The organism is Mesorhizobium sp. M0306 (genome assembly GCF_040321655.1).
Classification (GTDB): Bacteria; Pseudomonadota; Alphaproteobacteria; order Rhizobiales; family Rhizobiaceae; genus Mesorhizobium.
This window is the reverse complement of the sequence record NZ_JAMYRY010000001.1, coordinates 915,140-937,523: the sequence shown is the minus strand read 5'-3', so window position 1 is coordinate 937,523 and position 22,384 is coordinate 915,140. Positions and strand designations below refer to the sequence as shown.

Sequence of the window (22,384 nt, the reverse complement as noted above, 5' to 3'; positions counted from 1 at the left end):
CGACAAACTGGCAGCCAACTTCCTCGCCATGATCCAACTCGCCTCAATGCGACTGTGGCTTCGCGCTTATGAGTCTACGGCCTAGCCTTCGATCCTGATTTCTGATTGTCCATTATATCCGAGATGACCCTGCGAACCGTGGATCGGCTCAACCCGGCTATGGCTGCAATTTGGTTCGGGCTCTTTTTCGCCAAATGCATTTCGATGATGCGGAATGTCTTCTTCTGGGTCTTCGGGCGACGATACATCAGTCGATTTTCAGGCATGGAACCCCATGGTTTCAGCTTGCGCCATCCTATTGCGCCAATTGCATCGCTCGGGCAGACGGTAGGTATCGATAGAGAGTTGGAAGGGAAACGCCGAGTCGCTCCGCTACCTCCTTCACGGTAATAGCTTGATTGGCCAGTAGGGCCTTTGCGGCAGCAATGTCGGAATCCTTCAGCGAACGTGGCCGTCCGCCGAGCTTTCCCTGCTTCTTGGCGGCCGCAAGCCCGGCGAGTGTCCTTTCACGGATGGTGGATCGTTCCCACTCGGCCAACGCACCAAAGACATGGAAAATGAGGCGACCACCCGGCGATCCTGTTTCCAATTGCTCGGTTATGGAACGGAGTTCAACCCCTCGGTTATTGAGATCCTCCACCGTATCGAGAAGCTGGCGAAGCGATCTGCCCAAGCGGTCAAGCTTCCAGACGATCAATGTGTCGCCGGAGCGAAGGTAATCCAGCGCCTTGGCCAGCTCTGGACGATCACGCTGCGCTCCCGATGCCTTTTCGAGAAAGACCTTTTCAACGCCATCCCGTTCGAGCGCCTGCAATTGAAGGTCCAGCGATTGTTCCACCGTCGAAACCCGGGCGTATCCGATCTTCAAAAGGGTGCACCTCTCAAAACTCATTAGTTGTCCAGCTCTGGATATACAGGTTTCGAGATACTGTTTCAAGACGCCCGAAAGCTATGATTGCGAGGGATGCATCGATCTCGACGCTTCATTCTTTAAAACCTTCGTTTTTGATTGGACCCCCTCAGGAACAGTCGGCAGTCGTCCGCATGAGACACCGCTTCTCTAACGTCCGAAACATAGGCTAGGGTGCTCCCACAAGAGCAGGGGTCTAGAGAGACGATTCTCAGTGCGTCTCCAAAACAATCGAAGGGGGGAGGTTTATGTCGCAATCGCCGTATGAGCGTTACCAAGCGCGAACGTCTTCATTAATCAGAGAAACGCTTGAGGATTTGGAATGCCAGCCAATCTTCTTCATCGGCACGGGAATATCAAAGCGCTATTTTAATGCGCCGACGTGGATGGAGCTTTTGAAAGGCGTCGCAAATTACATCGGCATGTCTGATCCTGACTTTCAGTATTTACGTCAGAAGACAAACCAAAGCCCCATTGAGATAGGAACGATCCTCGAAGAGAAGGTGTTCGAATGGGCGTGGACGACGGGCAAGAACAGCTTTCCGAGCGAGTATTTCGAGGACAATTCCGACAGGTCTCTATTCTTAAAGCATATCGTATCCCAGCAGATTGCAGGAACAAGTCCGACAGCTGCTGAAATTGACGGACTGGAGTTCGTTGAGGAGATAAAGCTCCTTCAGAAAACCAACCCTCACGCAATCATAACAACGAACTATGACAATTTTCTTGAGAGCATATTCGGCGACTATGAGGCCGTAGTCGGAGAGAAAGTTATTCGCCGTGATATGAATCTCATCGGCGAGATATTCAAGATTCATGGATCGATGGAAGACCCTGCATCGCTCGTCGTCACGGGCGATGACTATAAGAATTATCGGACTAAAAAGAAATATATCTCCGCAAAGCTTCTCACATACCTTGCTGAGCACCCCGTATTTGTTTTCGGGTACGGCCTCGGAGATCCAAATGTTACCGAAATAATACAAGATATAGGGGAGATATTGGGCGGACCTGACAAGCTTATTGAGAATATTTTCTATGTCGAGTGGCAACCAGACGCTGCCACCCTGACTGATTTCCGGGAGGAGTATGTCATCGGTTCGGAAGATTCGCAGCTGCGAGTTCGGGCAATCGTGACTGACAGATTTGATTGGCTTTTTACGAGGTTATCCGAGCAAAGCCCGCTCAAGTGGGTAAATCCTAAGTTGCTTCGTGCGATTTCCGCTCGGTTCTTTAAGTTGCTTCGGACTGACATCCCAAAAGGCGGTCTGGAGATAAACTACGACCAGTTGCAGTCTGTTGCCGATTCAGATGATGAGCTTCCAAAATTATTGGGCATCGCAAAATCTGAGAGCCCAAATGCAAGCCACCCGTTTACGCTTACAGCAGTTGGAAAGCAGCTTGGGTACAATAGGTGGCATACTCCTCGGAAATTGATCGAAAAGGCCCGTGACGAAAAAGGAGTTGATATATGTCAAAGCGACAATCAATATCACTATGCTGTTCCATCCGGGAATGGATGGTTTCGGCGTTATTCAAAAGAGGCAGTCGCATTGCTAAAGAGAATTAGGGACAATGAGGATTATACGATAACGCTATGAAGTGTTGTCATTGGCTTCGGCTAATCTCCGACCTCTGTCGTCACACTCTCGACGCAACCCTTGAACGCTTTAAATTCGGTAGAAGAGCCGTGCATATCGATGGTCCAATGAACGGCATCTAGTGCTATCATTAGGGTAGCAGCCTTCCCGAAATCTTGGCCAAAGGCGCCTGTAACGACGTCATTTTTGATGTTGATTGGGACGGTTCCCTTCGCTGTCGAGGTATCGAAAAACCGAAAGCCTAGGGTGTAGCTTCTTCCCTTCGCAAAGGTGATCGTTCCCTGCGAATGATAGCCAGTTGTCAGCGTATTGCCAAAGGCAGCCAGATTAGCCGAGAACTGCCGAGTCTGACTGTCCCATTCGAGTCCGAAAGAGCGCAGTAATTTGCGGTCGGCAGTGCTGAGCATACAATAAGTCACCCCTGCGGGATTTGTGAACGAGGACGTGAACCACGAGCCAGTTCGGCTGATGATATCTTCTGAGTGTGAGAGATTGACGGTGCAGAGAAAAACCACTGCGGAAACGGTCGCACGCCGAGTCGTTTGCCAAAATAACATTTGCTGCACTGCCGATCCTCCCCACAAGCCTCAAGGAGGTTCTAGGCTGAGTGTCCTAGGACGGCAATGCGACTCTTGTGGGAGGGGGATCGGCGGATATAGTCGTTTTCACAAGAGCAGGGGCTTTGAGAATGTTACGGCTGCCGATTTACGGATTCAAAATTGAGGGCTTTAGAAGCGTCTATCGAGACGTGCAAGAGATCGGGCCTCTCGAGAAAATCAATATCTTCATTGGCCAAAACAACTCTGGCAAGTCGAACGTGATTCGGTACGTCAGCCGGTATGTATCGGCGTCCCTGTCCGGAAAGGCGCCGAAGCCGGCAGCAACGGATATCCCACGAAATGGGTATACTCCAAAGCAGTATACGTGGATGTTATTCCCTATTGACAAGGCGCTTTTTGCTGAGGTTTTCGGTAGTAAGCATGAACAATTTTTCGACGAAATCGTTACAATAATGCGGCGCCTGTCAACATCGACCAAGGACCTTAAAATGATATGGCTGCCGATAGCAGAAACTGGAAGCAAGATACACAAAGACAAGGCCATTATTAATTCTCTCGTCCAACGTTTTTCTGATCAGGAGACAAGAAGGATGTACAGTCTGTGGTCGCATATAAATAACTCTAGCGGTGGAAGCGTCGAGGATTGGCTGCCGTGGTTTCTTGAGACATATATCAAGCCGTTCTTCCGAGCGACGAGCGTTGTTGTTATCCAAGCCCTAAGGCGCATAGACACTCGTCTGGAGGAATTTAGATCTGAATTTGGTGCCACAGCGGGCCATGACGAAATCATTGATAAGCTTGCAGCGTTAGCTAGCCCACCTTGGGACCAGCAGCAGGATCGGATCCGATTTGCGGCCATTGAGACGTTCATTAACTCCGTTCTGTCTAGATCGGACGTAAAAGTTGAAATACCCCATGATAAATCTACGATAAACATAAACATGGATGGTCGTGTCCTGCCGGTTGAAGCGCTTGGAACAGGTCTTCATCAAATTATTCTCATGGCTGCTAATGTCATTTCCGTTACAAACTCGATAGTTTGTATTGAAGAGCCTGAACTTCATTTGCATCCTGAGCTCCAGCGGCAGTTTATGCGATTCCTAGAGGCGGAGACCACCAACCAATATTTTATCACGACTCATTCTGCGCACGTGATGGATGCGGTCGATGCCGCAGTGTTCAGCGTCGAGTTGAAGGAAGGAAGCACTCATTTTCGGCGTGCGATTGGACGACAGTCTAGGCGTGCGATTTGTGACGACCTTGGCTATCGTCCCAGTGACCTTCTACAGAGCAATTGCATCGTGTGGGTCGAGGGGCCTTCTGACCGTCTCTATCTGAACCACTGGATCAGCAATAAAGATTCCACGTTGGTAGAAGGTATCCACTATTCCATAATGTTTTATGGCGGGCGACTGCTAAGTCATCTGAAGGTGGAGGACAGTGAGGTCGGCGAATTCATTCAATTGCTTCCGATCAATCGCTTTCCTTGCATATTGATCGATAGCGACAAGCGATCAAGGCACGCAAAAATAAACGACACAAAAAAGCGCATTGTCGATGAGTTTGAGGCCGTTTCCGGCTTTAGCTGGGTCACCAAGGGAAGGGAAATCGAGAATTACCTTTCTGACGCAACCAGAGATGCCGTTTCGAAATTGGCCCACACAGGCTCTGTAGGGGCAGCCTACAAGGGGAACGATTATGCGAACGGATTGGCCTATACGACTTCAAAAGGAGTGGTCGTTGAAAAAGTGGATAAGATCAAATTCGCAAAGGCCGCACTAGCGCACGAAACAGATTGGTCTCGGCTTGATTTAGAAGGGCAGGTGGGCCAACTCGTAAAATTCATCAAGAAAGCGAATCGTATAATTCATGAGAGTACTGCCGGCGCTGCTCGATAGTGTGCCGCCGGGGAGAATCCTTATGGGTAAAACCCTGCGGCTCAGTTCCGGCCGAAGCGATCCGGCCAAAATGTGTGCCTTCTGCCGTACCGTGGCATGAAAAAAATGGTTGTCGGTGACGTTCCCATGTTTGCCGCCACATCGTGCGGCGAGATATCCGAGTTGGCTAATGATCACACTCAGCGGATGAGCTTGCTATTTATTGTGCCAGCAGAAAATCTTCGGCTAGAGAATCTATTGAGGGTCTGCGATGACGCTGGTCTGCCCAGATTGCTTTGACGACAAAGTTCTTCGGCGGCGCCTCGAGAAGATCAGGCCCCAATTCACCGATGAAAAATGCGATTTCCATCCCTCAAAGAAAGGGATTCCTGCCGACTCTGTTGCCGAGCTTTTTGACGGAGTCATCCGTGCCAAGTACCAACACGCTGACTACGACTACAATGGCGAACCAAGAGGTGAGGATCTAAATTCCGTAGTCACCGATCTGGGGAATATCGACGACTACCGGGCAGCCGAAGCAATCGCCAGTGCGCTCATTCGGAACGATCCATATTGGCTACCAGATGGCGACACGCCATTCTACTCCGAGGAAGTCGGCTATGAATCAAGCGAATACATGGCCGATAGCTACAGTTATCTGTGGCAGGGGTTTCAATCGAGCATTCTTCACGAACGGCGCTTCTTTAATGAACGGGCGATTCAAAACCTCACGTCTTTATTCGGAGAGATCCACAAGCAGCGAACGGCCAACGGCCGCTCACCAGTTTATATGCTCGGGCAAGAGCGGCCTGTTGTGATTTTTCGAGCGAGGGCGTCCGGCGATGGAGCCACCCGAAAGAGCATCCACGCTGAACCTTGGAAGAATCTAGGCTGCCCTCCTGCCGAGAAGCGAGTGGCTGGAAGAATGAATCCTTCTGGTATCGCCGTGTTTTACGGCGCCTTCGAAGTCGAAACATGTTTTGCCGAACTTCGTCCAGCCGTTGGCAGCACACTGACTGTGGCGAATTTCAACCTGCGTCGGCCTATATGCGTTCTGGATCTCACACAATTCACTCAGCCGCAGCGGGTCAACAGTCCGTTTGTGGAGGGCTACAGTCACAAAGTAGCGCAATGGGTCTTTCTCGAAGCGTTTCAGAACCAAATTAGCAAGCCGATTTCTGAACTAAACAGCCATTTGGACTACATCCCCACACAGGTGATCGCAGAATTTCTTACGGCAATTTTAAAGATGCAGGTCGGTGGGAAGGATACGAGGATAGAAGGTATAATATACGGATCTTCCCAAAGGCCATCGGGCAAAAATATAGCCATCTTTGGCGAAGCTGCGCAGGTGTTTGTTGAACATTCGGAAGAAAAGCCTGAAAAGTCTGGTTATTTTGGCGAATTGATTGAATGGTCAGAAAAACAACTGGCAAGGAACTATGGACTAGAGGTGGTTAAGGGTACTGTCCTTGACTACGTAGTTCGTGGCGCTGAATATAAATGCACGCCAATCACGTCGGGAGAATATTTTGTACGTAGTCTTGGGGCTGACAGAGAATATTAGCATTGCTGTTCTCGATACGGTGCTTCGCATTCGAAGGCACGTTGCGATGACGGCGCTCGCAATTCACCGTCCTGATTAACCAGCTTTGTGTTTAGTTGAATCGTAGGCGTGGGATAACATGACTATGGATGAGACGGAGGAAGAACGTATTCCTATCGGTTTGTGTCGGCAAAGCCTCGCTTGATCCAGTCGAAAATCCCCCAACCGACGAACCAAAGGAGTGTCGCTCCAATGAGAATTGACACAAAATCCGTGGTCGCAAGCCCGTAGGCTTCAACTCGCCGGTCATAGCTGGCCCTCGATACAAAGGACAGCAACGGCAGGACCACCAGTACCAGTTCGGCTATTACCACGCCCACGATGTAAACCCGCTTCAAACCCAGTCTGAAGTTCATTGCAACGGTCCCCAACCCAGATGCCGGGAGGCTACATCAGCGACCGGCTGGCCCGCAACCGCTTGGCTGTTCTTTCAGGCTTCTGAACTTACCGTTCCAATCCCTTGAGCAGAACAGGCTGGCGGGAAGGCGAGGTTCGTTGGAACGGCAAAGTCCGAGGTCGGAACTTTGAAAGGTATCAATTGCCTGTTATCGGGTCATCGAGCAGAAGTGGCCGGGCTGCGAGCGGTGGCCTGCGGCATGCGGCAAGTGTTAAATGAACATCTATTGCAGCTTTTTCGCAACGTCCTCTGCCCGAATATGGGTGTAGCGAAGGAGCATTCGGTAGTCCCGGTGGCCGCTGATCAACGCCACCTCTGGTAGCGATAGCCCCATTTCGAAAAAGCGGCTGATGGCTTCGTGGCGAAGGTCATGAAATCGGAGATCTCCCAACGATGCTCGTTTTACCAAACGCTCCCACGCCTCTCCGAAAGCGCCGGGTTTTACCGAAAACAGATGTTCGCCCTTTCGTGGAAGAGCCGAGATTATTGTGACCGCACGAGCCGTCAGAGGGACTTTTCTGCTGCGACCATTTTTAGTGTTAGGCAAAGTAGCGATCCGCTGATCGATGGCCACGTAGCGCCATTGAAGTGCTAACAATTCGCCTCGTCGCATACCGGTTTCAATGGCCAACTCTATCATCGGTGCCAGATACCAAGCTTTGCTGCGGTTCAGGGCGATTTGAAGTGCCTTGTGATCGGCAGCTTCCAACCTGCGTTCTCTGGAGTTAGCTACTGATGGCATTTTCATATCAAGGAACGGATTGCGGCCAATTGGAATTCCCCACTCACGCCTAGCGATTTCAAAGCAGTGACGGAGCAATGCCAGTTCCCGGCGAACCGTGCCAGCTTTCACCACTTGCAGCCGCTGATCTCGAAATGCCGCTATCATTGCGCTGGTCACTTTGGACAATGGTAAGTCGGCCATGGGCGACCGAAGGAGAACCCGTATCTTGAAGGCCTCCCGATCAGCTCCTCGCTTTTGCGCAGATACATCTGTCTCGTAGCGTTTTAGAAGGTCCGCCACCCGGATGGAATCCAACCGGCGACTAACTGGCTGACGGTCGCCACTATCGATGGTGTGTTCGTGTGCTCGACTCCACGCCAACGCCTCGGCCTTTGAAGGCAGGGAATTGGTAAGGCTGGGGAACCCCTTTCGCCTGACCTGAACGTGCCAAGAGTTTCCCCGCTTCCGGATAGACGCCATAGCTAGCCACCGTGTGCCAAAATTGTGCCAAGGCTGTTTTCCGGCAGTGGGGGCAAAAAGAACTTGGGGATTAAGTCATTGATTTTATTGACTTATGGCGGAGAGGGAGGGATTCGAACCCCCGATGGGCTTGCACCCATGCCGCATTTCGAGTGCGGTGCATTCGACCACTCTGCCACCTCTCCGCGGTCATGGTCCGCCGTTGCCGGCGCGGCGCACTAGATAACGGCTGGACAGGCAGGTTACAAGGGCCAATCTGCCCCGGCGCCGCAGGTTCCCGTTCGTGCTTTCTTCAAGGCTCCGGTAGCCGCTGTTCGATATTTGCCGGACTGGGCTCAACTCATTCGCCGCTTGCCCGCGGCGCTTGCCTTGACTCAAGCCGAACCTTCGGTTAGGGACAGCGCGCAATCGGCGTGGAGGGATCTTCCGCGCCGCTTGTTTTTTGAACCCGCAGACTGACAAAAAGACGGCCGAACCGCCTGAAGCGGTTCATCAAGGCCGACCGAACAGCGAAAGGCAAAAAATGTTCGCAGTCATCAAAACGGGCGGCAAGCAGTATCGCGTTGCCGCCAACGATCTCCTGAAGATCGAAAAACTCGAAGCCAATGTCGGCGACATCGTCGAAATCGGTAATGTGCTCGCGCATGGCGAGGGCGAGAACGTCACGTTCGGCGCGCCGTTCGTCGATGGTGCGATGGTCACCGCCGAAGTCGTCGAGCAGGGCAAGAACCGCACCGTCATCGCCTTCAAGAAGCGCCGCCGGCAGAATTCGCGCCGCAAGATCGGCCATCGCCAGCTTTTGACCACCGTCAGGATCGCCGAGATTCTGCTGGGCGGCGCAAAGCCGGCGACGAAGGCCGCCGCCAAGACCGAAGCGAAGGCCGAGGTTGCGGCCAAGACCGAGGCGAAGGCTGAAGCCGCGCCGAAGGCCGCAGCGAAGGCAGAGGCTGCGCCGAAGAAGGAAGCCAAGGCTGAGACGACCGAGGACAAGACTGCCGAAGCCGCCGCACCGTTGTTCAAGGCGCCGAAGGGCGAGCCGGACGATCTGACGGTGATCAAGGGCATCGGCCCGGTTGCCGCCGGACAGCTCAACGAACAGGGCATCACCACCTTCGCCCAGATCGCCAAGCTGTCCGACAAGGATGTCGCCAAGATCGACGAGCACATGCCGTTCAGCGCCGACCAGATCAAGGACTGGCGCGAGCAGGCCAAGGAATTGGCGAAGAAGTAGAACGAACCGGCGCAATCGTCGCCGGATCGGACTTGAAACGGAACGCGAACGCGTTCATAAGATCGTTTAGGCGCCTCGCGGCGCATCGGAGTAGTTAGATGGCACACAAGAAAGCTGGCGGATCGTCGCGCAATGGTCGCGACTCCCATTCCAAGCGGCTCGGCGTGAAGAAGTTCGGCGGCGAAGCCGTGATTCCGGGCAACATCATCATTCGTCAGCGTGGCACGACGTGGCATCCCGGCACCAATGTCGGCATTGGCACGGACCACACGCTGTTTGCGCTGGAAGCTGGCGCAGTCACCTTCAACAAAAAAGCCAATGGCCGAACCTACGTATCGGTGAACCCGATGACGAAGGCAGCGGAGTAGCCGGTTCCGCACGAGAACACCGGCACCCATCTCGGGACCGGTGTCTGGCCAAGCCAGGAAAAGGATCAGGGGAGATGGGTTTCCATCTCCCTTTTTTCTTGCCTGGAGGACTTTGACATGGTTGCCGAAGCGGAAGACTCAGACGACGAAAGTTACACGGTAGATTGCCCTGTGCTCGCGACCGAGCGGCTGGTCATGCGTGCCCCGCGTGAAAGCGACATCGAGCAATTGGTGGCGCTCGCCGACAACCGCCATGTCGCGGAGATGCTGGCCCGCATGCCGCATCCCTATGGCGAGGCCGAGGCACGCGCTTTCCTGGCCATGACGGCATCGCGCCGGGCCGGAATCGCCTATGCGTTGACGCTGGCCGGCACCGAGACCTTCGTCGGCTGTGCCGGGCTCAACACCACGGATCGCGGGCTGGAGCTCGGCTACTGGATCGGCGAGCCGTACTGGAAACGCGGCTACGCGACGGAAGCAGCGCACGCACTGGTCGACCTTGCCTTCCAGAGAACCACGATCCAGGTGCTGCACGCCTCGACGCGGGTGATCAATCCGGCCTCGCGCCGGGTCATCCACAAATGCGGCTTCCAGTATGCCGGCCAGGGCATGCTGAATTCGATCGTTGCCGGTCAGGTGCCGGTCGAGCGCTACCGCCTCGATCGCAAGACCTGGACCAGCCTGCGGAACTGGGTGCATTTCTGAGGCATGCCGATATTCAGGTGATGCCGGCCTGCGAATGGCGGCTTCCTGCGCTTCCGGTGCTCGCGTACTTTAAGTACGCTCCGCTCCGGTTTTCGGAAGCCACCACTCTCGGCACGGCCTGACCTGAATCTCGACACACCTCGGCGCGAAAGATTGCGGACCAACGTTGACGTCACGCTATCTCGAGCCAGACCGGCAAGTGGTCCGAACCGGCCGCTTGCCGGTCGACCCACAGGCGCCTCAGCGATTTGGCAAGCGAAGCGCTGGTGAAGATGTAGTCGATGCACTTGTGGCGGCTGGCATCGTCCGGCCGCTTGGGGTCGACCCAGGTGACGAGATCGGCGCCGGCAGCGCCGAGGCGCGCGGCGGCATCGACGGCGAGATCGGCGGTTACAGGCGTGCCGAATTCATGGTCGGGCTGGCCGGCGAGTTCGACATGTTCCGGCGATCCGGCCAGCATGTTGAAGTCGCCCATGACGACGAAGGCTTCGGGACAAGGCAGGTCCGGCAAGCCGATCTCGGCGACGCCGGAGAGCCCACCGCCCTCGAGCGGGTAGTTCAACAGGCGCTGGCGCAGAAAGCGGATCTGGCTCAGGCGTTCAACCGGGCTGCGGTGGTCGAGATGGGTGGAATAGAAGCGGATCGAACCAAGCGGCGTTTCGATCAGCGCCTCCAGCGCGCCGCGCTGGAAGTTCATCGCCTCGAAGCTGCGGCTGCGCGGCAAAAGGAGATTGCGCGACAGATGGATCGGCGTCCTCGACAGCACCATGTTGCCGAGCTGGAAGGTGGTCGTGATGGCGCGGCCGTTCTCCAGGCGCGAGCCAGCGTCGGCTTCGAAATTGCTGCCGTAGACGGCAAAATGTTCGGGCAGCGCCTCGCCGAGCTCGGCCACCATGTCGCGGCCGCCATTCTTCGGGTTGGCGCGGGTGACCTCCTGCAGTGCGATCACGTCGGCGCCCCGCACGGCATCGGCGATACGGCCGACATCATAGCGGCCGTCGAGACCGACGCCGTAATGGATATTGTAAGTTACCAGCTTCATTCCGACATCTCGCGCTTGGAAGCCGAGGATCGATTTTCGGCAAGGGGTCAACCAAATGCTACGCGTCCAGAGATACGCGCGACGTTACAGTAGCAAAAACGGCCCTCGCCCTTCGACCCGCCTTGGTTTAGAGCAATCCCGCAAAGCCAATAGCAGAAACCATACAATCCGATGAAATTTCTCGATCAAGCCAAGGTCTATATCCGCTCCGGCGACGGCGGCGCCGGTTCGGTGTCGTTCCGGCGCGAAAAGTTCATCGAGTTCGGCGGTCCGGACGGCGGCGACGGTGGCCGCGGCGGCGATGTCTGGGTGGAAGCGGTCGATGGGCTGAACACGCTGATCGACTATCGCTACCAGCAGCATTTCAAGGCCAAGACGGGGACGCACGGCATGGGCCGCAATATGACCGGCGCCAAGGGTGCCGATGTGACGCTGAAAGTGCCGGCGGGAACACAGGTCTTTGCCGAGGACAATGAGACGCTGATCTGCGATCTGACGGTCGTCGGCCAGCGCTTTCTTTTGGCCAAGGGCGGCAATGGCGGCTTCGGCAACCAGCATTTCAAGACCTCGACCAACCAGGCGCCGCGCCGCGCCAATCCCGGACTGCCTGGCGAAGAGCTCAACATCTGGCTCAGGCTGAAGCTGATCGCCGATGCCGGCCTTGTCGGGCTGCCCAACGCCGGCAAGTCGACCTTCCTGGCGGCGGTCACCGCGGCCAAGCCGAAGATCGCCGACTATCCCTTCACCACGCTGCATCCGGGCCTTGGCGTGGCCCGCATCGACGGGCGCGAATTCGTCATCGCCGATATTCCGGGCCTGATCGAAGGCGCGCATGAAGGTGTCGGCATCGGCGACCGCTTCCTCGGCCATGTCGAACGCACGCGCGTCCTTCTGCATCTTGTCTCGGCGCAGGAAGAAAATCCGGCCAAGGCCTACAAGACCGTGCGCGCCGAGCTCGAAGCCTACGGCAACGGGCTGACCGACAAGGTCGAAATCGTCGCGCTTTCCCAGGTCGACATACTCGATGCCGACGCACGCAAGAAAAAGACCGCCTCGCTGAAACGCGCCGCCGGCCGCGCGCCGATGCTGCTTTCGGCCGTCACCGGCGAAGGTGTCGAAGCGGTGTTGCGCGCGCTGATGGCTGTGGTGGCGGATGCGCGCGAAGCTGTCGCTGCGCCGGTCGAGACGCGCTGGAACACATAGCCATGGCCGCCCAATCGCTGAAAAATTATCGGCGCATTGCCGTCAAGATCGGCTCGGCGCTGCTTGTCGACCGCACGACGGGCCTGAAGCGCGACTGGCTGGCCTCGCTTGCCGACGACATCGCCGTGCTGGCCAATGGCGGCGCCGAAATTCTCGTCGTGTCTTCCGGGGCGATTGCACTTGGCCGCACCATCCTCGGCCTCGGCAAACGAGCGCTGAAGCTCGAGGAGAGCCAGGCCGCTGCTGCCGTCGGGCAGATCGCCTTGGCCGGCGCCTGGTCGGATGCGCTCGGCAAGAATGGCTTGAAATCGGGCCAGATCCTGTTGACGCTCGGCGACACCGAAGAGCGCCGACGCTACCTCAACGCACGCGCGACGATCTCGACGCTGCTCAAGATGAAGGCGGTGCCGGTCATCAACGAGAACGACACGGTGGCGACGTCGGAAATCCGCTATGGCGACAACGACCGGCTGGCGGCGCGTGTCGCCACCATGATGGGCGCCGATCTTTTGGTGCTGCTTTCCGACATTGACGGGCTCTACACGGCACCGCCGGCGCGCGATCTGCAAGCTCGGTTCATTCCGGTCGTCGACCGGATCACCCCCGACATCGAGGCGATGGCGGGCGCCGCCGCTTCGGAATTGTCGCGCGGCGGCATGCGCACCAAGCTCGACGCCGGCAAGATCGCGACCGCCGCCGGCACCGCCATGATCATCACATCGGGCACGCGGCTGTCGCCGCTGCTGGCAATCGAGCGCGGCGAGCGCGCCACCTTCTTCCGGCCGAGCCCCAATCCGGTCAAAGGCTACAAGACCTGGATCGCCGGGCAGCTCGAACCGGCGGGGCGGCTGACCGTCGACGCCGGCGCCATCGACGCGCTGCTCTCCGGCAAGTCGCTGCTGCCGGCCGGCGTTAAACTGGTCAGCGGCAATTTTGCGCGTGGCGACACGGTGGCGATCCTATCGCCCGAGGGCCGCGAGATTGCGCGCGGACTGGTTGCCTATGATGCGGCCGATGCCGTAAGGATCGCTGGCCTGAAGACGACCGAGATCGAAACCGTGCTCGGCTACGAGGCGCGTTCGGCGATGATCCACCGCGACGACCTTGTGGTGAGCCATGCCGGTGGCGAGCAAGTAGTCGGTGACCAGGTTACATAGCGGAGGATGAGCCATGCTGACGCTGCATGAAAAATCCCGGGATGATACCGTGGCGCTGATGGCCGATATCGGCCGCCGCGCGCGTGCCGCGGCCCGACCGCTGGCCATCGCTGCGGCCGAGCGCAAGCACGCGGCGCTGATCGGCATGGCTCAGGCGATCCTTCGACATGAGCAGGATATCCTCGACGCCAATGCCATCGACATCAGAAATGGCGAGGAGGCTGGCCTATCGGCAGCGTCGATGGATCGGCTGAAGCTCGATCCCGCTCGCATCCGCGCCATGGCAGACGGTATCAGCGAGATCGCCGGGTTACGCGATCCGGTCGGCGATGTCATTGCCGCATGGGAGCGGCCGAACGGGTTGCATATCGAACGGGTGCGCACGCCACTCGGCGTCGTCGGCGTCATCTATGAGAGCCGGCCTAACGTGACCGCCGATGCCGGCGCGCTCTGCCTCAAGGCGGGCAATCCGGTGATCCTGCGCGGCGGCTCGGATTCGGTGAATTCTTCCGCCGCGATCCATACCTGCCTGGTCGAGGGGCTCAAGGCAGCCGGGCTGCCGGAGGATGCCATCCAATTGGTGCCGACCACCGATCGCGCCGCCGTCGGCGAAATGCTGAAAGGGCTTTCCGGCAATCTCGAAGTCATCATTCCGCGCGGCGGCCGCAGCCTGGTCGAGCGTGTGCAGAGCGAGGCACGGGTGCCGGTGTTCGCGCATCTCGAGGGCATCTGCCATCTCTATATCGACCGATCGGCCGATCTCGACATGGCGGTCAAGATCGCGGTCAATGCCAAGATGCGGCGCACCGGGGTGTGTGGCGCTGCCGAGACGCTGCTGGTCGACCGTGCCGTCGCTGCCACGCACCTGGTGCCGATCCTCGAGGCCCTACAGGCGGCAGGCTGCGAGATCCATGCCGATGCCGAGGTGCTGAAGCTTTATGCCGATGCCCAGCCCGCGACCGATGCAGACTGGGTGACCGAATATCTCGACGCCATCATTGCGGTGAAGCTGGTCGACGGCATTGGCGGCGCGATCGAGCATATCGAGACGTTCTCCTCGCATCACACCGAGGCGATCATCGCCGAGGATGCAAAGGCCGTCGAACGGTTCTTCAACGAGATCGATTCGGCGATCCTTCTGCACAACGCCTCGACCCAGTTTGCCGATGGCGGCGAGTTCGGCATGGGCGCCGAGATCGGCATCGCCACCGGCAAGATGCATGCGCGCGGTCCGGTCGGCGTCGAGCAACTGACGTCGTTCAAATATCGCGTACGCGGGTCGGGACAGGTGAGGCCTTGAATCCGTTCGTAGTCAGAGCCTGAGAGGCGTGCGCCCAGCCACCCCCCTCTGTCCTGCCGGACATCTCCCCCGCAAGGGGGGAGATCGGATGTCGCATATACTTTCGCCAATTTTCGATGTCGCACTAAGGGCGCCAGGGATGAAGCTGACAATCTCCCCCCTTGAGGGGGAGATGCCCGGCAGGGCAGAGGGGGGTGCCTGACGCATGCTTGCCTTGTCCGAACATGCCATATCCTCCCGCTACCTCAAGATGCCGCATGCCGGGAAAGGCGTGGCGGTCGGGCTGTTTGGCGGTTCGTTCAACCCGCCGCACGCCGGCCATGCGCTGGTCGCCGAGATCGCACTCAGACGCCTTGCGCTCGATCAGCTGTGGTGGATGGTGACGCCCGGCAATCCGCTCAAGAATGCCGGAGACCTGGCGCCGCTGGCCGAGCGGCTGCAGCTATCCGAAAAGATCGCGAAGAACCCGAAGATCAAGGTCACCGCATTCGAGGCGGCCCACCGCGTCCGCTTCACCGCCGACACGCTGGCGCTGGTCAAGGCGCGTAACCCGGGCGTCGATTTCGTCTGGATCATGGGGGCCGACTCGCTTCGCGACTTCCACCGCTGGCAGCGCTGGCGCCGCATCGTGATGACGTTCCCGATCGCGGTGGTCGACCGGCCAGGTGCGACGCTGTCGTTCCTGTCGTCGGTGGTCGCCAAGACGTTCGACTATGCCCGCGTCGACGAGGGCGACGCACCGCGGCTCGCCCGCATGAACGCGCCGGCCTGGACCTTCATCCACGGCCCGCGTTCGTCACTGTCGTCGAGCGCGATCCGCAAGGTGGCGAGGGGCTGAGCCAACACGGAAGGCAAGTCCGGTGATGTCGCTTTTGCCGCTGCCTTGACCTGCTTGATGGGCGATCCTCGGTCATGACGATTCTCGAGCGCGACCAGGACAAGAACGGTCTAGGGCAGCCGGCGCCGTCGATCGCCATTGCCAGCATCCTCCTGTCGATGGCGCTGATCGCCGTCGGTAATGGGCTGATGTTCGCCTATATCCCAGTTCGGCTCGGCGCCGAGGGCTTCGATCCGACATGGGCGGGGCTGATCGTCACCGGCCTTTCGGCTGGCGGCCTCGCCGGCTGTATCCTGACCGGGCCGCTGGTGCGGCGTGTCGGCCATGCCCGCGTGTTCATGGTGCTGTCGGCACTGATCGTGCTGTCCAACGCCGCGGTCGGCGCCGGGCCGCACCCATTGCCATGGATCGCTGCACGGGCGCTCTACGGCTTTGCCATATGCGGCCTGTTCATCGTCGCGCAGAGCTGGCTGAACGATGTCGTTGCCAACGCCATCCGCGGCCGGGTCATGGCTATCTTCTACGTTGCCTATGTCGCCGGGCTCGGCGTCGGCTACTCGACACTGGCGTTGATCGATATCCGCGCGGCTGACGCGCCGCTGATCGGGATTGCCTTCACCGCGCTGTCGATCCTTCCCGTCGGGCTGACGCGGCTCGCGCAGCCGCCGGCGCCGCAAGCGGCGTCGGTGGCGCTCGGCAGGGCCTGGCGGATCTCACCGGTCGGCGTTGCCGGCATGCTTGCCGTCGGTGGCCTGTCGATGACCATTTCGGGTTTTGCGCCAATCCATGCCACCGCCAAGGGCTACAGCCAGGCCGACGTCGCCTTGCTGCTTTCGGCAATGCCGGTCGGCACGCTGATCCTGCAGATCCCGCTCGGCTGGATTTCCGACCGCACCGACCGGCGCTTTGTGCTGATCGCGGCGTCGGCGCTTGCCGCCGCGGCGGGCCTGTTTGCCCTCGGTTTCGACGGTGGCGCGCTGGCGGCGCTGCTCGTCATCTACGTGGTCTGGGACGGCGCCTCGGAATCGATCTACTCTCTGGCCAGCGCCCATGCCGGCGACCGCGCCGGCAAGGACGACATGGTGGCGTTGTCGAGCTCGCTTTTGTTTGCCTGGTCGCTATCCGGCTTCGTCGTGCCCGGCATTGTGACCGGGCTTTCCGCCATCTACGGCACGCAAGCCTTCATCTATGTGGCGATCGTCATTGCCGCCGCCTATTGCCTGTTCGTTCTCTGGCGCGTCGTCGTGGTGCGGCCGGTGCCCGCCACCGAGACCGGCAGTTTCGCGCCAATGACGGCTCAGGCGCCGTTGCCTGTCGATCTCGCCTTCGCGCCCGAAGATCAGCGCCGGCGCGAAGGACTTTGAACACCCTCCAGCTGGTTTCAAATGCTCTATTGCCGCGTGGCTGAGGCATCCGGCTGAGGCGCTTGCGGCGCCGGCGCTGGTATTGAAAGGCCTTCGGCATCGAATGCCTGCTTGACGCTCTTAGTGAGGTCGATCTGGGCGACGAAGAAATCGGCGGCCGCCGTCCAGTAGCGCAAGGTGATGGCGACGGTGCTGTCGCCGACGGTCGCGACAAAGGCGATCGGCGCCGGCTGCCGCCTGACGCGCCGGTCGGCGGCGGCGACGCCAAGCATGGTCTTTTGCGCGAAATCGATGTCGTTCCACGAGCCGATGTTGAGCGTGATGTCGCCGCGGCGCACGCCGTTGCGGGTGAAATTGCGGACCGGCTGGTTCCACAGGGTCGAGTTGGGTGCAAGCACGTAGACGCCTTCGACCGTCCTCAGCGTTGTGGCAAACAGCCCGATCTCCTCGACGGTACCGGATATGGCGCCGACTTCGACATATTCGCCGATGCGGAACGGCCGCAGCGCCAGGAGCATGATACCGGCGGCAATGTTCTGCAGCGTGCCTTGCAGCGCCAGGCCGATGGCCAGGCCGGCGGCACCGATAGCGGCAATGATCGAAGCCGTCTGCACGCCGAACTGGCCGAGAACCATGATCACGACAAGCCCCAGGATGGCGTAGCGGACGACCTGCGAGAAGAAATGGCGGAGCGTTTCGTCGAAGCCGTGAACGTGGCCGAGGCCGGCATAGATCGAACGCTCGGCGAGGCCGGCGACGATGTAGCCGATGACCAGCAGGATGACGGCGCCGACCGCCGAAAGCGAGTAGGAAACGATCAGCATGCTGAGCTGCGCAAGGCCGGATTGCACGGTGAGGAGAGCGTTCTGGGGATCGATTGGCATGTCGGGATTCCGGTTCGTGGATGAGCCGATAACCGCTGCGGGGCGAGGCGGTTCCGAATTTCTGGCCCGAAAAGCCGGATATTCGGCCGCTGCCGGGCGCCTGCTTGCGAGCGGTGTCTTGAAACTGCAACCTAACTCTGCCTATCTAAGCAGTGTCACCTGATTTCAGAGGTGATTTGGTTGTTCTTGCTGCGAAAGGAAATACACTGAGAACAGCACTGCGGAAGAAGGCCGACATCGTGCCTTCGCCGGCCGGGATCAGCGTAAACGACGCCGTGTCCCGCGCCATCAAGACAGTCCTTGCCAGTCTGGAAGACTCCAAGGCCGAAAACATCGTCTCAATCGACATCCAGGGAAAATCGAGCCTCGGCGACTACATGGTCGTTGCATCGGGCCGATCGCACCGTCATGTCTCGGCTGTCGCCGATCATCTCCTCAAGGCGCTCAAGGATGCCGGGCTCGGCACGGCGCGCGTCGAGGGGCTGGCTGGCGCCGACTGGGTCCTGATCGATTCGGGCGACATCATCGTCCATGTCTTCCGCCCCGAGGTCCGCGACTTCTACAATCTCGAAAAGATGTGGCAGGCGCCTGATCTCGAGGAGGAGACCCTCCACTGAGCCGTATTCGTCTTGATGCATGTCGTTGTCCGACATGCATCAGCGGCTCTTCGAGGCAGGGATGAAGATTACCGTTCATGCCGTGGGCCGAATGAAAGCCGGCCCCGAGAAGCAGTTGGCCGACCGCTATTTCGAGCGTTTTGCCAAGAGCGGCCCTGCCGTAGGCCTCGAATTCGCCGGGATCGTCGAGATTTCCGAAGGCCGCGCGCAGACGGCCAATGAGCGCCGGCGCGAGGAAGGCCAGAAGCTGCAGACGCACTTGCAACCGGGCACGGCGCTGATGCTGCTGGATGAGCGCGGCAAGAACCTTTCCTCCGAGGATTTCGCCGGCCGCATGGGCTCGCTGCGCGATGGCGGGCGCAAGGCGCTGGTGATCGCCATTGGCGGCGCCGACGGCCATGACCAGTCGCTGCGCGACCTGGCTGATCTGACGGTGTCGCTCGGCGCACAGACCTGGCCGCATCAACTGGTCCGCGTGATGCTGGGCGAGCAGCTTTACAGGGCGGCCACGATCCTTTCCGGCCACCCCTACCATCGTTCATGAAGTCGGCTCGGTCGGCGAATTGACGCCAGTCGCCCGGATTTTTGCCCCAATGCTCATCGACAGTTTGGGCTCACGGGGTTTGCGGATGGCGGCCGGGGCTCGAACATGGTTGATGGTTCGTTAACGAAGCCGCGCATAGAGTTAGGCTTCAATGTCTGAAGACTGGAAATCACGAACGGGCTCCTGGCGCGTGCGCTGCGGCATCGCCGTGGCGACGATCGCGCTTTCGCTCGGCGTCGCGCGGGCCGAGAACACGCTCGACCTGGCGCCCGACCCGGACCAGAGCCGCGCCGAATACGAAAAAGTATCGAAAGAGATCACGCTGTCGTCCGAGCGGCTGGCCAAGCTCGCCGCCGACATAGCGGCGGTCAAGAAGGACCACGCCTCGATCACAGCCGCGCTGATCCAGTCGGCGATGACCGAGCAGAAGCTCGGCCAGGACATCGAGGACATTGGCGGCAAGCTCGAGGGGCTGAAGGCGCAGGAGCAGAAGATCCGCGCCTCACTGGCGGCTAGACGCGATGTTCTGGCCGAAGTGCTCGGCGCTCTGCAGCGCATGGGGCTTAACCCGCCGCCGGCGATCCTGGTCAAGCCGGAGGACGCATTGTCGTCGGTGCGCAGCGCCATCCTGCTCGGTGCCGTGGTGCCGGAACTGCGCCAGCAGACCGACATGTTGCTGGCCGACCTCAAAGAGCAGTCGCGGGTGACGGCCTCGATCGAGGCCGAGCGGGCGCGGCTGACGGCAGCGGTCGGCGAGCAGGCGGCGGAAAAAAAGCGGCTCGGCATGCTGCTCGAAGCCAAGCAGAAGCTCGCCGCCGATACGCAAACCGCGCTGGCCGCCGAAAAGCAGCGGTCCGCGACGCTGGCGGCCAAGGCCGGCAGCCTGAAAGAACTGATCGCCTCGCTCGAGGCCGATAGGGCCCGCAAGGCGGCGGATGCGGCCAAGGCAGCCGAGCAAAAGACGGCGGACGCCGACAAGGGCCCGGCATCAACCCCGGCCCCGACGGAATTGGCCTCGCTGCCGGTGCCGGAGAGCAACAGGCTCACCGCTGCCGCGCCGTTTTCCGCGCTTCAAGGGCAGATCGCGCTGCCGGTCACCGGCAGGATCAAGCGGCGCTTCGGCGCCAACGACGGTAACGGCGCGGTGATGCTCGGTGACATGGTTGCGACACAATCGGGAGCCATCGTCACAGCGCCGGCGGATGGAAATGTGCTTTATGCGGGGCCTTTCCGCTCTTACGGTCAACTCTTGATCCTGAATGCGGGTGACGGCTATCATGTCGTCCTGGCGGGGATGAGCAGAATCAGCGTCGCGTCTGGCCAGTCGGTGCTCGCAGGAGAGCCGGTCGGCGCGATGGGAGAGGCCCGGGTGGCGAGCACCTCGGCATCGAAGAATGGAAATGCCACGCCGGAGCTCTATGTCGAGTTCCGCAAGGATGGAAAACCCGTCGATCCGGCCCCATGGTGGGCGGACCGTTTTTCTGGAAGGACGTGAATGATGCGGAAACTGTCGCTTCTGTTTGCCGGTGCGCTGATGGGTGCATCGGCGATGAGCCTGGTCTATGGCGCGCCCGGCTCGACGGCGAAGGCTGCGGGCTCCGAGACCTATAAGCAACTGGCGATCTTCGGCGATATCTTCGAACGGGTGCGGGCGAATTATGTGACGCCGCCCGATGACAAGTCGCTGGTTGAAAATGCCATTAACGGCATGCTGTCCTCGCTCGACCCGCACTCCTCCTACATGAACGCCGAAGAAGCGCAGGACATGCGCGTGCAAACCAAGGGCGAGTTCGGCGGCCTCGGCATCGAGGTCACCATGGAAAACGATCTGGTCAAGGTGATCACGCCGATTGACGATACGCCGGCCGCCAAGGCTGGTGTGCTCGCCGGCGACTATATCGCCAAGATCGACGGCGAGGAGGTCCGCGGCCTGACGCTCAACGACGCCGTCGAGAAGATGCGCGGGCTGGTCAACACGCCGATCAAGCTCACTATCCTGCGCCAGGGCGCCGACAAGCCGATCGAACTGACGGTGGTGCGCGACATCATCAAGGTCAAGGCGGTCAAGTTCCGGGTCGAAAACGACATCGGATACATGAAGATCACCTCCTTTACCGAAAAGACCTATGACGATCTCGAGAATGCCATCGACACCATCAAGAAGCAGGTGCCGAACGACAAGCTCAAGGGCTATGTGCTCGACCTGCGCCTCAATCCGGGCGGTTTGCTCGACCAGGCGGTGAGCGTTTCGGATGCCTTCCTCGACCGTGGCGAGATCGTCTCGACGCGCGGCCGCGATCCGAAGGACGTCACCCGCTTCGACGCGCGCGCCGGCGATGACATCGGCGGCAAGCCGCTGATCGTGCTCGTCAATGGCGGCTCGGCCAGTGCATCGGAAATCGTTGCCGGCGCGCTGCAGGATCTGCGCCGCGCCACGGTGGTCGGCACGCAATCCTTCGGCAAGGGTTCAGTGCAGACCATCATCCCACTTGGTGAGAACGGGGCGCTGCGGTTGACGACGGCGCTCTATTACACGCCGTCCGGCAAGTCGATCCAGGGCAAGGGTATCACGCCCGACATCAAGGTCGACCAACCGCTGCCGGCGGAACTGCAGGGCAGGGACCTGACGCGCGGCGAATCCGACCTCAAGGGCCACATCAAGGGCGCCGACGAAGGCACGACCGGTTCGGGTTCGGCAGCCTATGTGCCGCCGGAACCGAAGGACGATTTGCAGCTCATCTATGCCGAGCAGCTGCTGCGCGGCCAGAAGACGGATCCGGCGTTCCCGCCGAATCCGCAAAAGGCCGTGTTGAACCAGTAAGGGCGGCAAGCCGGGCCAAACAGGTCTGGCTGCCTGAGCGAAGCGATGCGATGCTGCCGGGGCCGCGAGGCTCCGGCAGTTTGATTCGGGGCTGCGGCCGGCATGCTGCGCGTCAGTGAAGCAAGGGGACGCGCCGACATTTTGGATTTTGCGCC

21 protein-coding genes, 1 tRNA gene and 1 pseudogene are annotated in these 22,384 nt (G+C 59.3%); 16 read left to right on the top strand and 7 right to left on the bottom strand.

Annotated elements, in window-relative coordinates:
* Positions 1–85, top strand: a pseudogene (locus tag NKI95_RS04865) (IS5/IS1182 family transposase); the annotation flags it as partial.
* A 210-nt stretch (positions 86–295) separates the two neighbouring features.
* On the opposite strand, the gene NKI95_RS04860 reads toward NKI95_RS04865, so the two are convergent.
* Entirely contained in the window at positions 296–868 is a 573-nt protein-coding gene (locus NKI95_RS04860; RefSeq protein ID WP_352714548.1) for a recombinase family protein, read from the bottom strand.
* Positions 869–1,158: 290 nt separating this feature from the next.
* On the opposite strand from NKI95_RS04860, the gene NKI95_RS04855 reads away from it, so the two are divergent.
* Positions 1,159–2,511, top strand: a complete 1,353-nt coding sequence (locus NKI95_RS04855) for an SIR2 family protein (RefSeq protein ID WP_352714547.1) — start codon at positions 1,159–1,161, stop codon at positions 2,509–2,511.
* A gap of 20 nt (positions 2,512–2,531) precedes the next feature.
* Here NKI95_RS04855 and NKI95_RS04850 read toward each other — a convergent pair whose 3' ends face one another.
* The gene (locus NKI95_RS04850) at positions 2,532–2,918 is read right to left on the bottom strand and encodes a hypothetical protein (protein ID WP_352714546.1); all 387 of its coding nucleotides are present in this window, start codon (positions 2,916–2,918) and stop codon (positions 2,532–2,534) included.
* 281 nt (positions 2,919–3,199) lie between these two features.
* Here NKI95_RS04850 and NKI95_RS04845 point away from each other — a divergent pair, with 281 nt between their 5' ends.
* Both NKI95_RS04845 and NKI95_RS04840 read left to right on the top strand, forming a co-directional pair.
* Positions 3,200–4,969: an ATP-dependent nuclease gene (locus NKI95_RS04845; RefSeq protein WP_352714544.1), complete on the top strand. Its 1,770-nt coding sequence runs from the start codon at positions 3,200–3,202 to the stop codon at positions 4,967–4,969.
* Between the two features lie 250 nt (positions 4,970–5,219).
* Complete coding sequence (locus NKI95_RS04840) at positions 5,220–6,515, top strand: RES family NAD+ phosphorylase (protein WP_352714542.1); 1,296 nt, start codon at positions 5,220–5,222, stop codon at positions 6,513–6,515.
* 152 nt (positions 6,516–6,667) lie between these two features.
* Here the strand turns inward: NKI95_RS04840 and NKI95_RS04835 are convergent, their stop codons facing one another.
* From NKI95_RS04835 to NKI95_RS04825, 3 genes are all read right to left on the bottom strand, one after another.
* Positions 6,668–6,910 carry a hypothetical protein gene (locus tag NKI95_RS04835; RefSeq protein WP_352714541.1) on the bottom strand — a complete coding sequence of 81 codons (243 nt, stop codon included), beginning with the start codon at positions 6,908–6,910 and terminating at the stop codon, positions 6,668–6,670.
* A gap of 264 nt (positions 6,911–7,174) precedes the next feature.
* A complete protein-coding gene (locus tag NKI95_RS04830; RefSeq protein WP_352714596.1) occupies positions 7,175–7,852 on the bottom strand; it encodes a site-specific integrase in 678 nt (225 codons plus the stop codon).
* A gap of 398 nt (positions 7,853–8,250) precedes the next feature.
* Positions 8,251–8,340 (bottom strand) — tRNA-Ser (locus NKI95_RS04825).
* Between the two features lie 338 nt (positions 8,341–8,678).
* On the opposite strand from NKI95_RS04825, the gene NKI95_RS04820 reads away from it, so the two are divergent.
* The 3 genes from NKI95_RS04820 to NKI95_RS04810 all read left to right on the top strand — a co-directional run bounded on the left by NKI95_RS04820 (position 8,679) and on the right by NKI95_RS04810 (position 10,459).
* The gene (locus tag NKI95_RS04820) at positions 8,679–9,386 is read left to right on the top strand and encodes a 50S ribosomal protein L21 (RefSeq protein WP_352714540.1); all 708 of its coding nucleotides are present in this window, start codon (positions 8,679–8,681) and stop codon (positions 9,384–9,386) included.
* Positions 9,387–9,484: 98 nt separating this feature from the next.
* On the top strand, positions 9,485–9,754 hold the full coding sequence (rpmA, locus tag NKI95_RS04815) for a 50S ribosomal protein L27 (protein ID WP_023678077.1): 270 nt from the start codon (positions 9,485–9,487) through the stop codon (positions 9,752–9,754).
* A gap of 117 nt (positions 9,755–9,871) precedes the next feature.
* On the top strand, positions 9,872–10,459 hold the full coding sequence (locus NKI95_RS04810) for a GNAT family N-acetyltransferase (RefSeq protein ID WP_352714538.1): 588 nt from the start codon (positions 9,872–9,874) through the stop codon (positions 10,457–10,459).
* Positions 10,460–10,631: 172 nt separating this feature from the next.
* On the opposite strand, the gene NKI95_RS04805 is transcribed toward NKI95_RS04810, so the two are convergent.
* Positions 10,632–11,501, bottom strand: coding sequence for an endonuclease/exonuclease/phosphatase family protein (locus tag NKI95_RS04805; RefSeq protein ID WP_352714536.1), 870 nt, complete (start codon positions 11,499–11,501; stop codon positions 10,632–10,634).
* 171 nt (positions 11,502–11,672) lie between these two features.
* Here NKI95_RS04805 and obgE point away from each other — a divergent pair, with 171 nt between their 5' ends.
* From obgE to NKI95_RS04780, 5 genes are all read left to right on the top strand, one after another.
* A complete protein-coding gene (obgE, locus tag NKI95_RS04800) occupies positions 11,673–12,704 on the top strand; it encodes a GTPase ObgE (RefSeq protein WP_352714535.1) in 1,032 nt (343 codons plus the stop codon).
* 2 nt (positions 12,705–12,706) lie between these two features.
* Positions 12,707–13,861 carry a glutamate 5-kinase gene (gene proB, locus NKI95_RS04795; RefSeq protein WP_352714533.1) on the top strand — a complete coding sequence of 385 codons (1,155 nt, stop codon included), beginning with the start codon at positions 12,707–12,709 and terminating at the stop codon, positions 13,859–13,861.
* 13 nt (positions 13,862–13,874) lie between these two features.
* Positions 13,875–15,161, top strand: a complete 1,287-nt coding sequence (locus NKI95_RS04790) for a glutamate-5-semialdehyde dehydrogenase (protein ID WP_352714531.1) — start codon at positions 13,875–13,877, stop codon at positions 15,159–15,161.
* A 250-nt stretch (positions 15,162–15,411) separates the two neighbouring features.
* Positions 15,412–15,999, top strand: a complete 588-nt coding sequence (locus tag NKI95_RS04785; protein ID WP_254820477.1) for a nicotinate-nucleotide adenylyltransferase — start codon at positions 15,412–15,414, stop codon at positions 15,997–15,999.
* Positions 16,000–16,073: 74 nt separating this feature from the next.
* Positions 16,074–17,363 carry an MFS transporter gene (locus NKI95_RS04780; protein ID WP_352714529.1) on the top strand — a complete coding sequence of 430 codons (1,290 nt, stop codon included), beginning with the start codon at positions 16,074–16,076 and terminating at the stop codon, positions 17,361–17,363.
* A gap of 26 nt (positions 17,364–17,389) precedes the next feature.
* Here the strand turns inward: NKI95_RS04780 and NKI95_RS04775 are convergent, their stop codons facing one another.
* The gene (locus tag NKI95_RS04775; protein WP_352714527.1) at positions 17,390–18,247 is read right to left on the bottom strand and encodes a mechanosensitive ion channel family protein; all 858 of its coding nucleotides are present in this window, start codon (positions 18,245–18,247) and stop codon (positions 17,390–17,392) included.
* A gap of 239 nt (positions 18,248–18,486) precedes the next feature.
* Between NKI95_RS04775 and rsfS the strand changes: the two genes are divergently transcribed.
* From rsfS to NKI95_RS04755, 4 genes are all read left to right on the top strand, one after another.
* Positions 18,487–18,864 (top strand): ribosome silencing factor, encoded by a 378-nt coding sequence (gene rsfS, locus NKI95_RS04770; RefSeq protein ID WP_023678068.1) that lies wholly within the window; start codon positions 18,487–18,489, stop codon positions 18,862–18,864.
* A 61-nt stretch (positions 18,865–18,925) separates the two neighbouring features.
* Positions 18,926–19,408, top strand: coding sequence for a 23S rRNA (pseudouridine(1915)-N(3))-methyltransferase RlmH (gene rlmH / locus NKI95_RS04765; protein ID WP_352714525.1), 483 nt, complete (start codon positions 18,926–18,928; stop codon positions 19,406–19,408).
* Between the two features lie 151 nt (positions 19,409–19,559).
* Positions 19,560–20,903, top strand: a complete 1,344-nt coding sequence (locus NKI95_RS04760; protein ID WP_352714524.1) for a murein hydrolase activator EnvC family protein — start codon at positions 19,560–19,562, stop codon at positions 20,901–20,903.
* Entirely contained in the window at positions 20,904–22,229 is a 1,326-nt protein-coding gene (locus NKI95_RS04755; protein WP_023719673.1) for a S41 family peptidase, read from the top strand. It abuts the gene before it with no gap.
* Positions 22,230–22,384 lie beyond the last annotated feature (155 nt).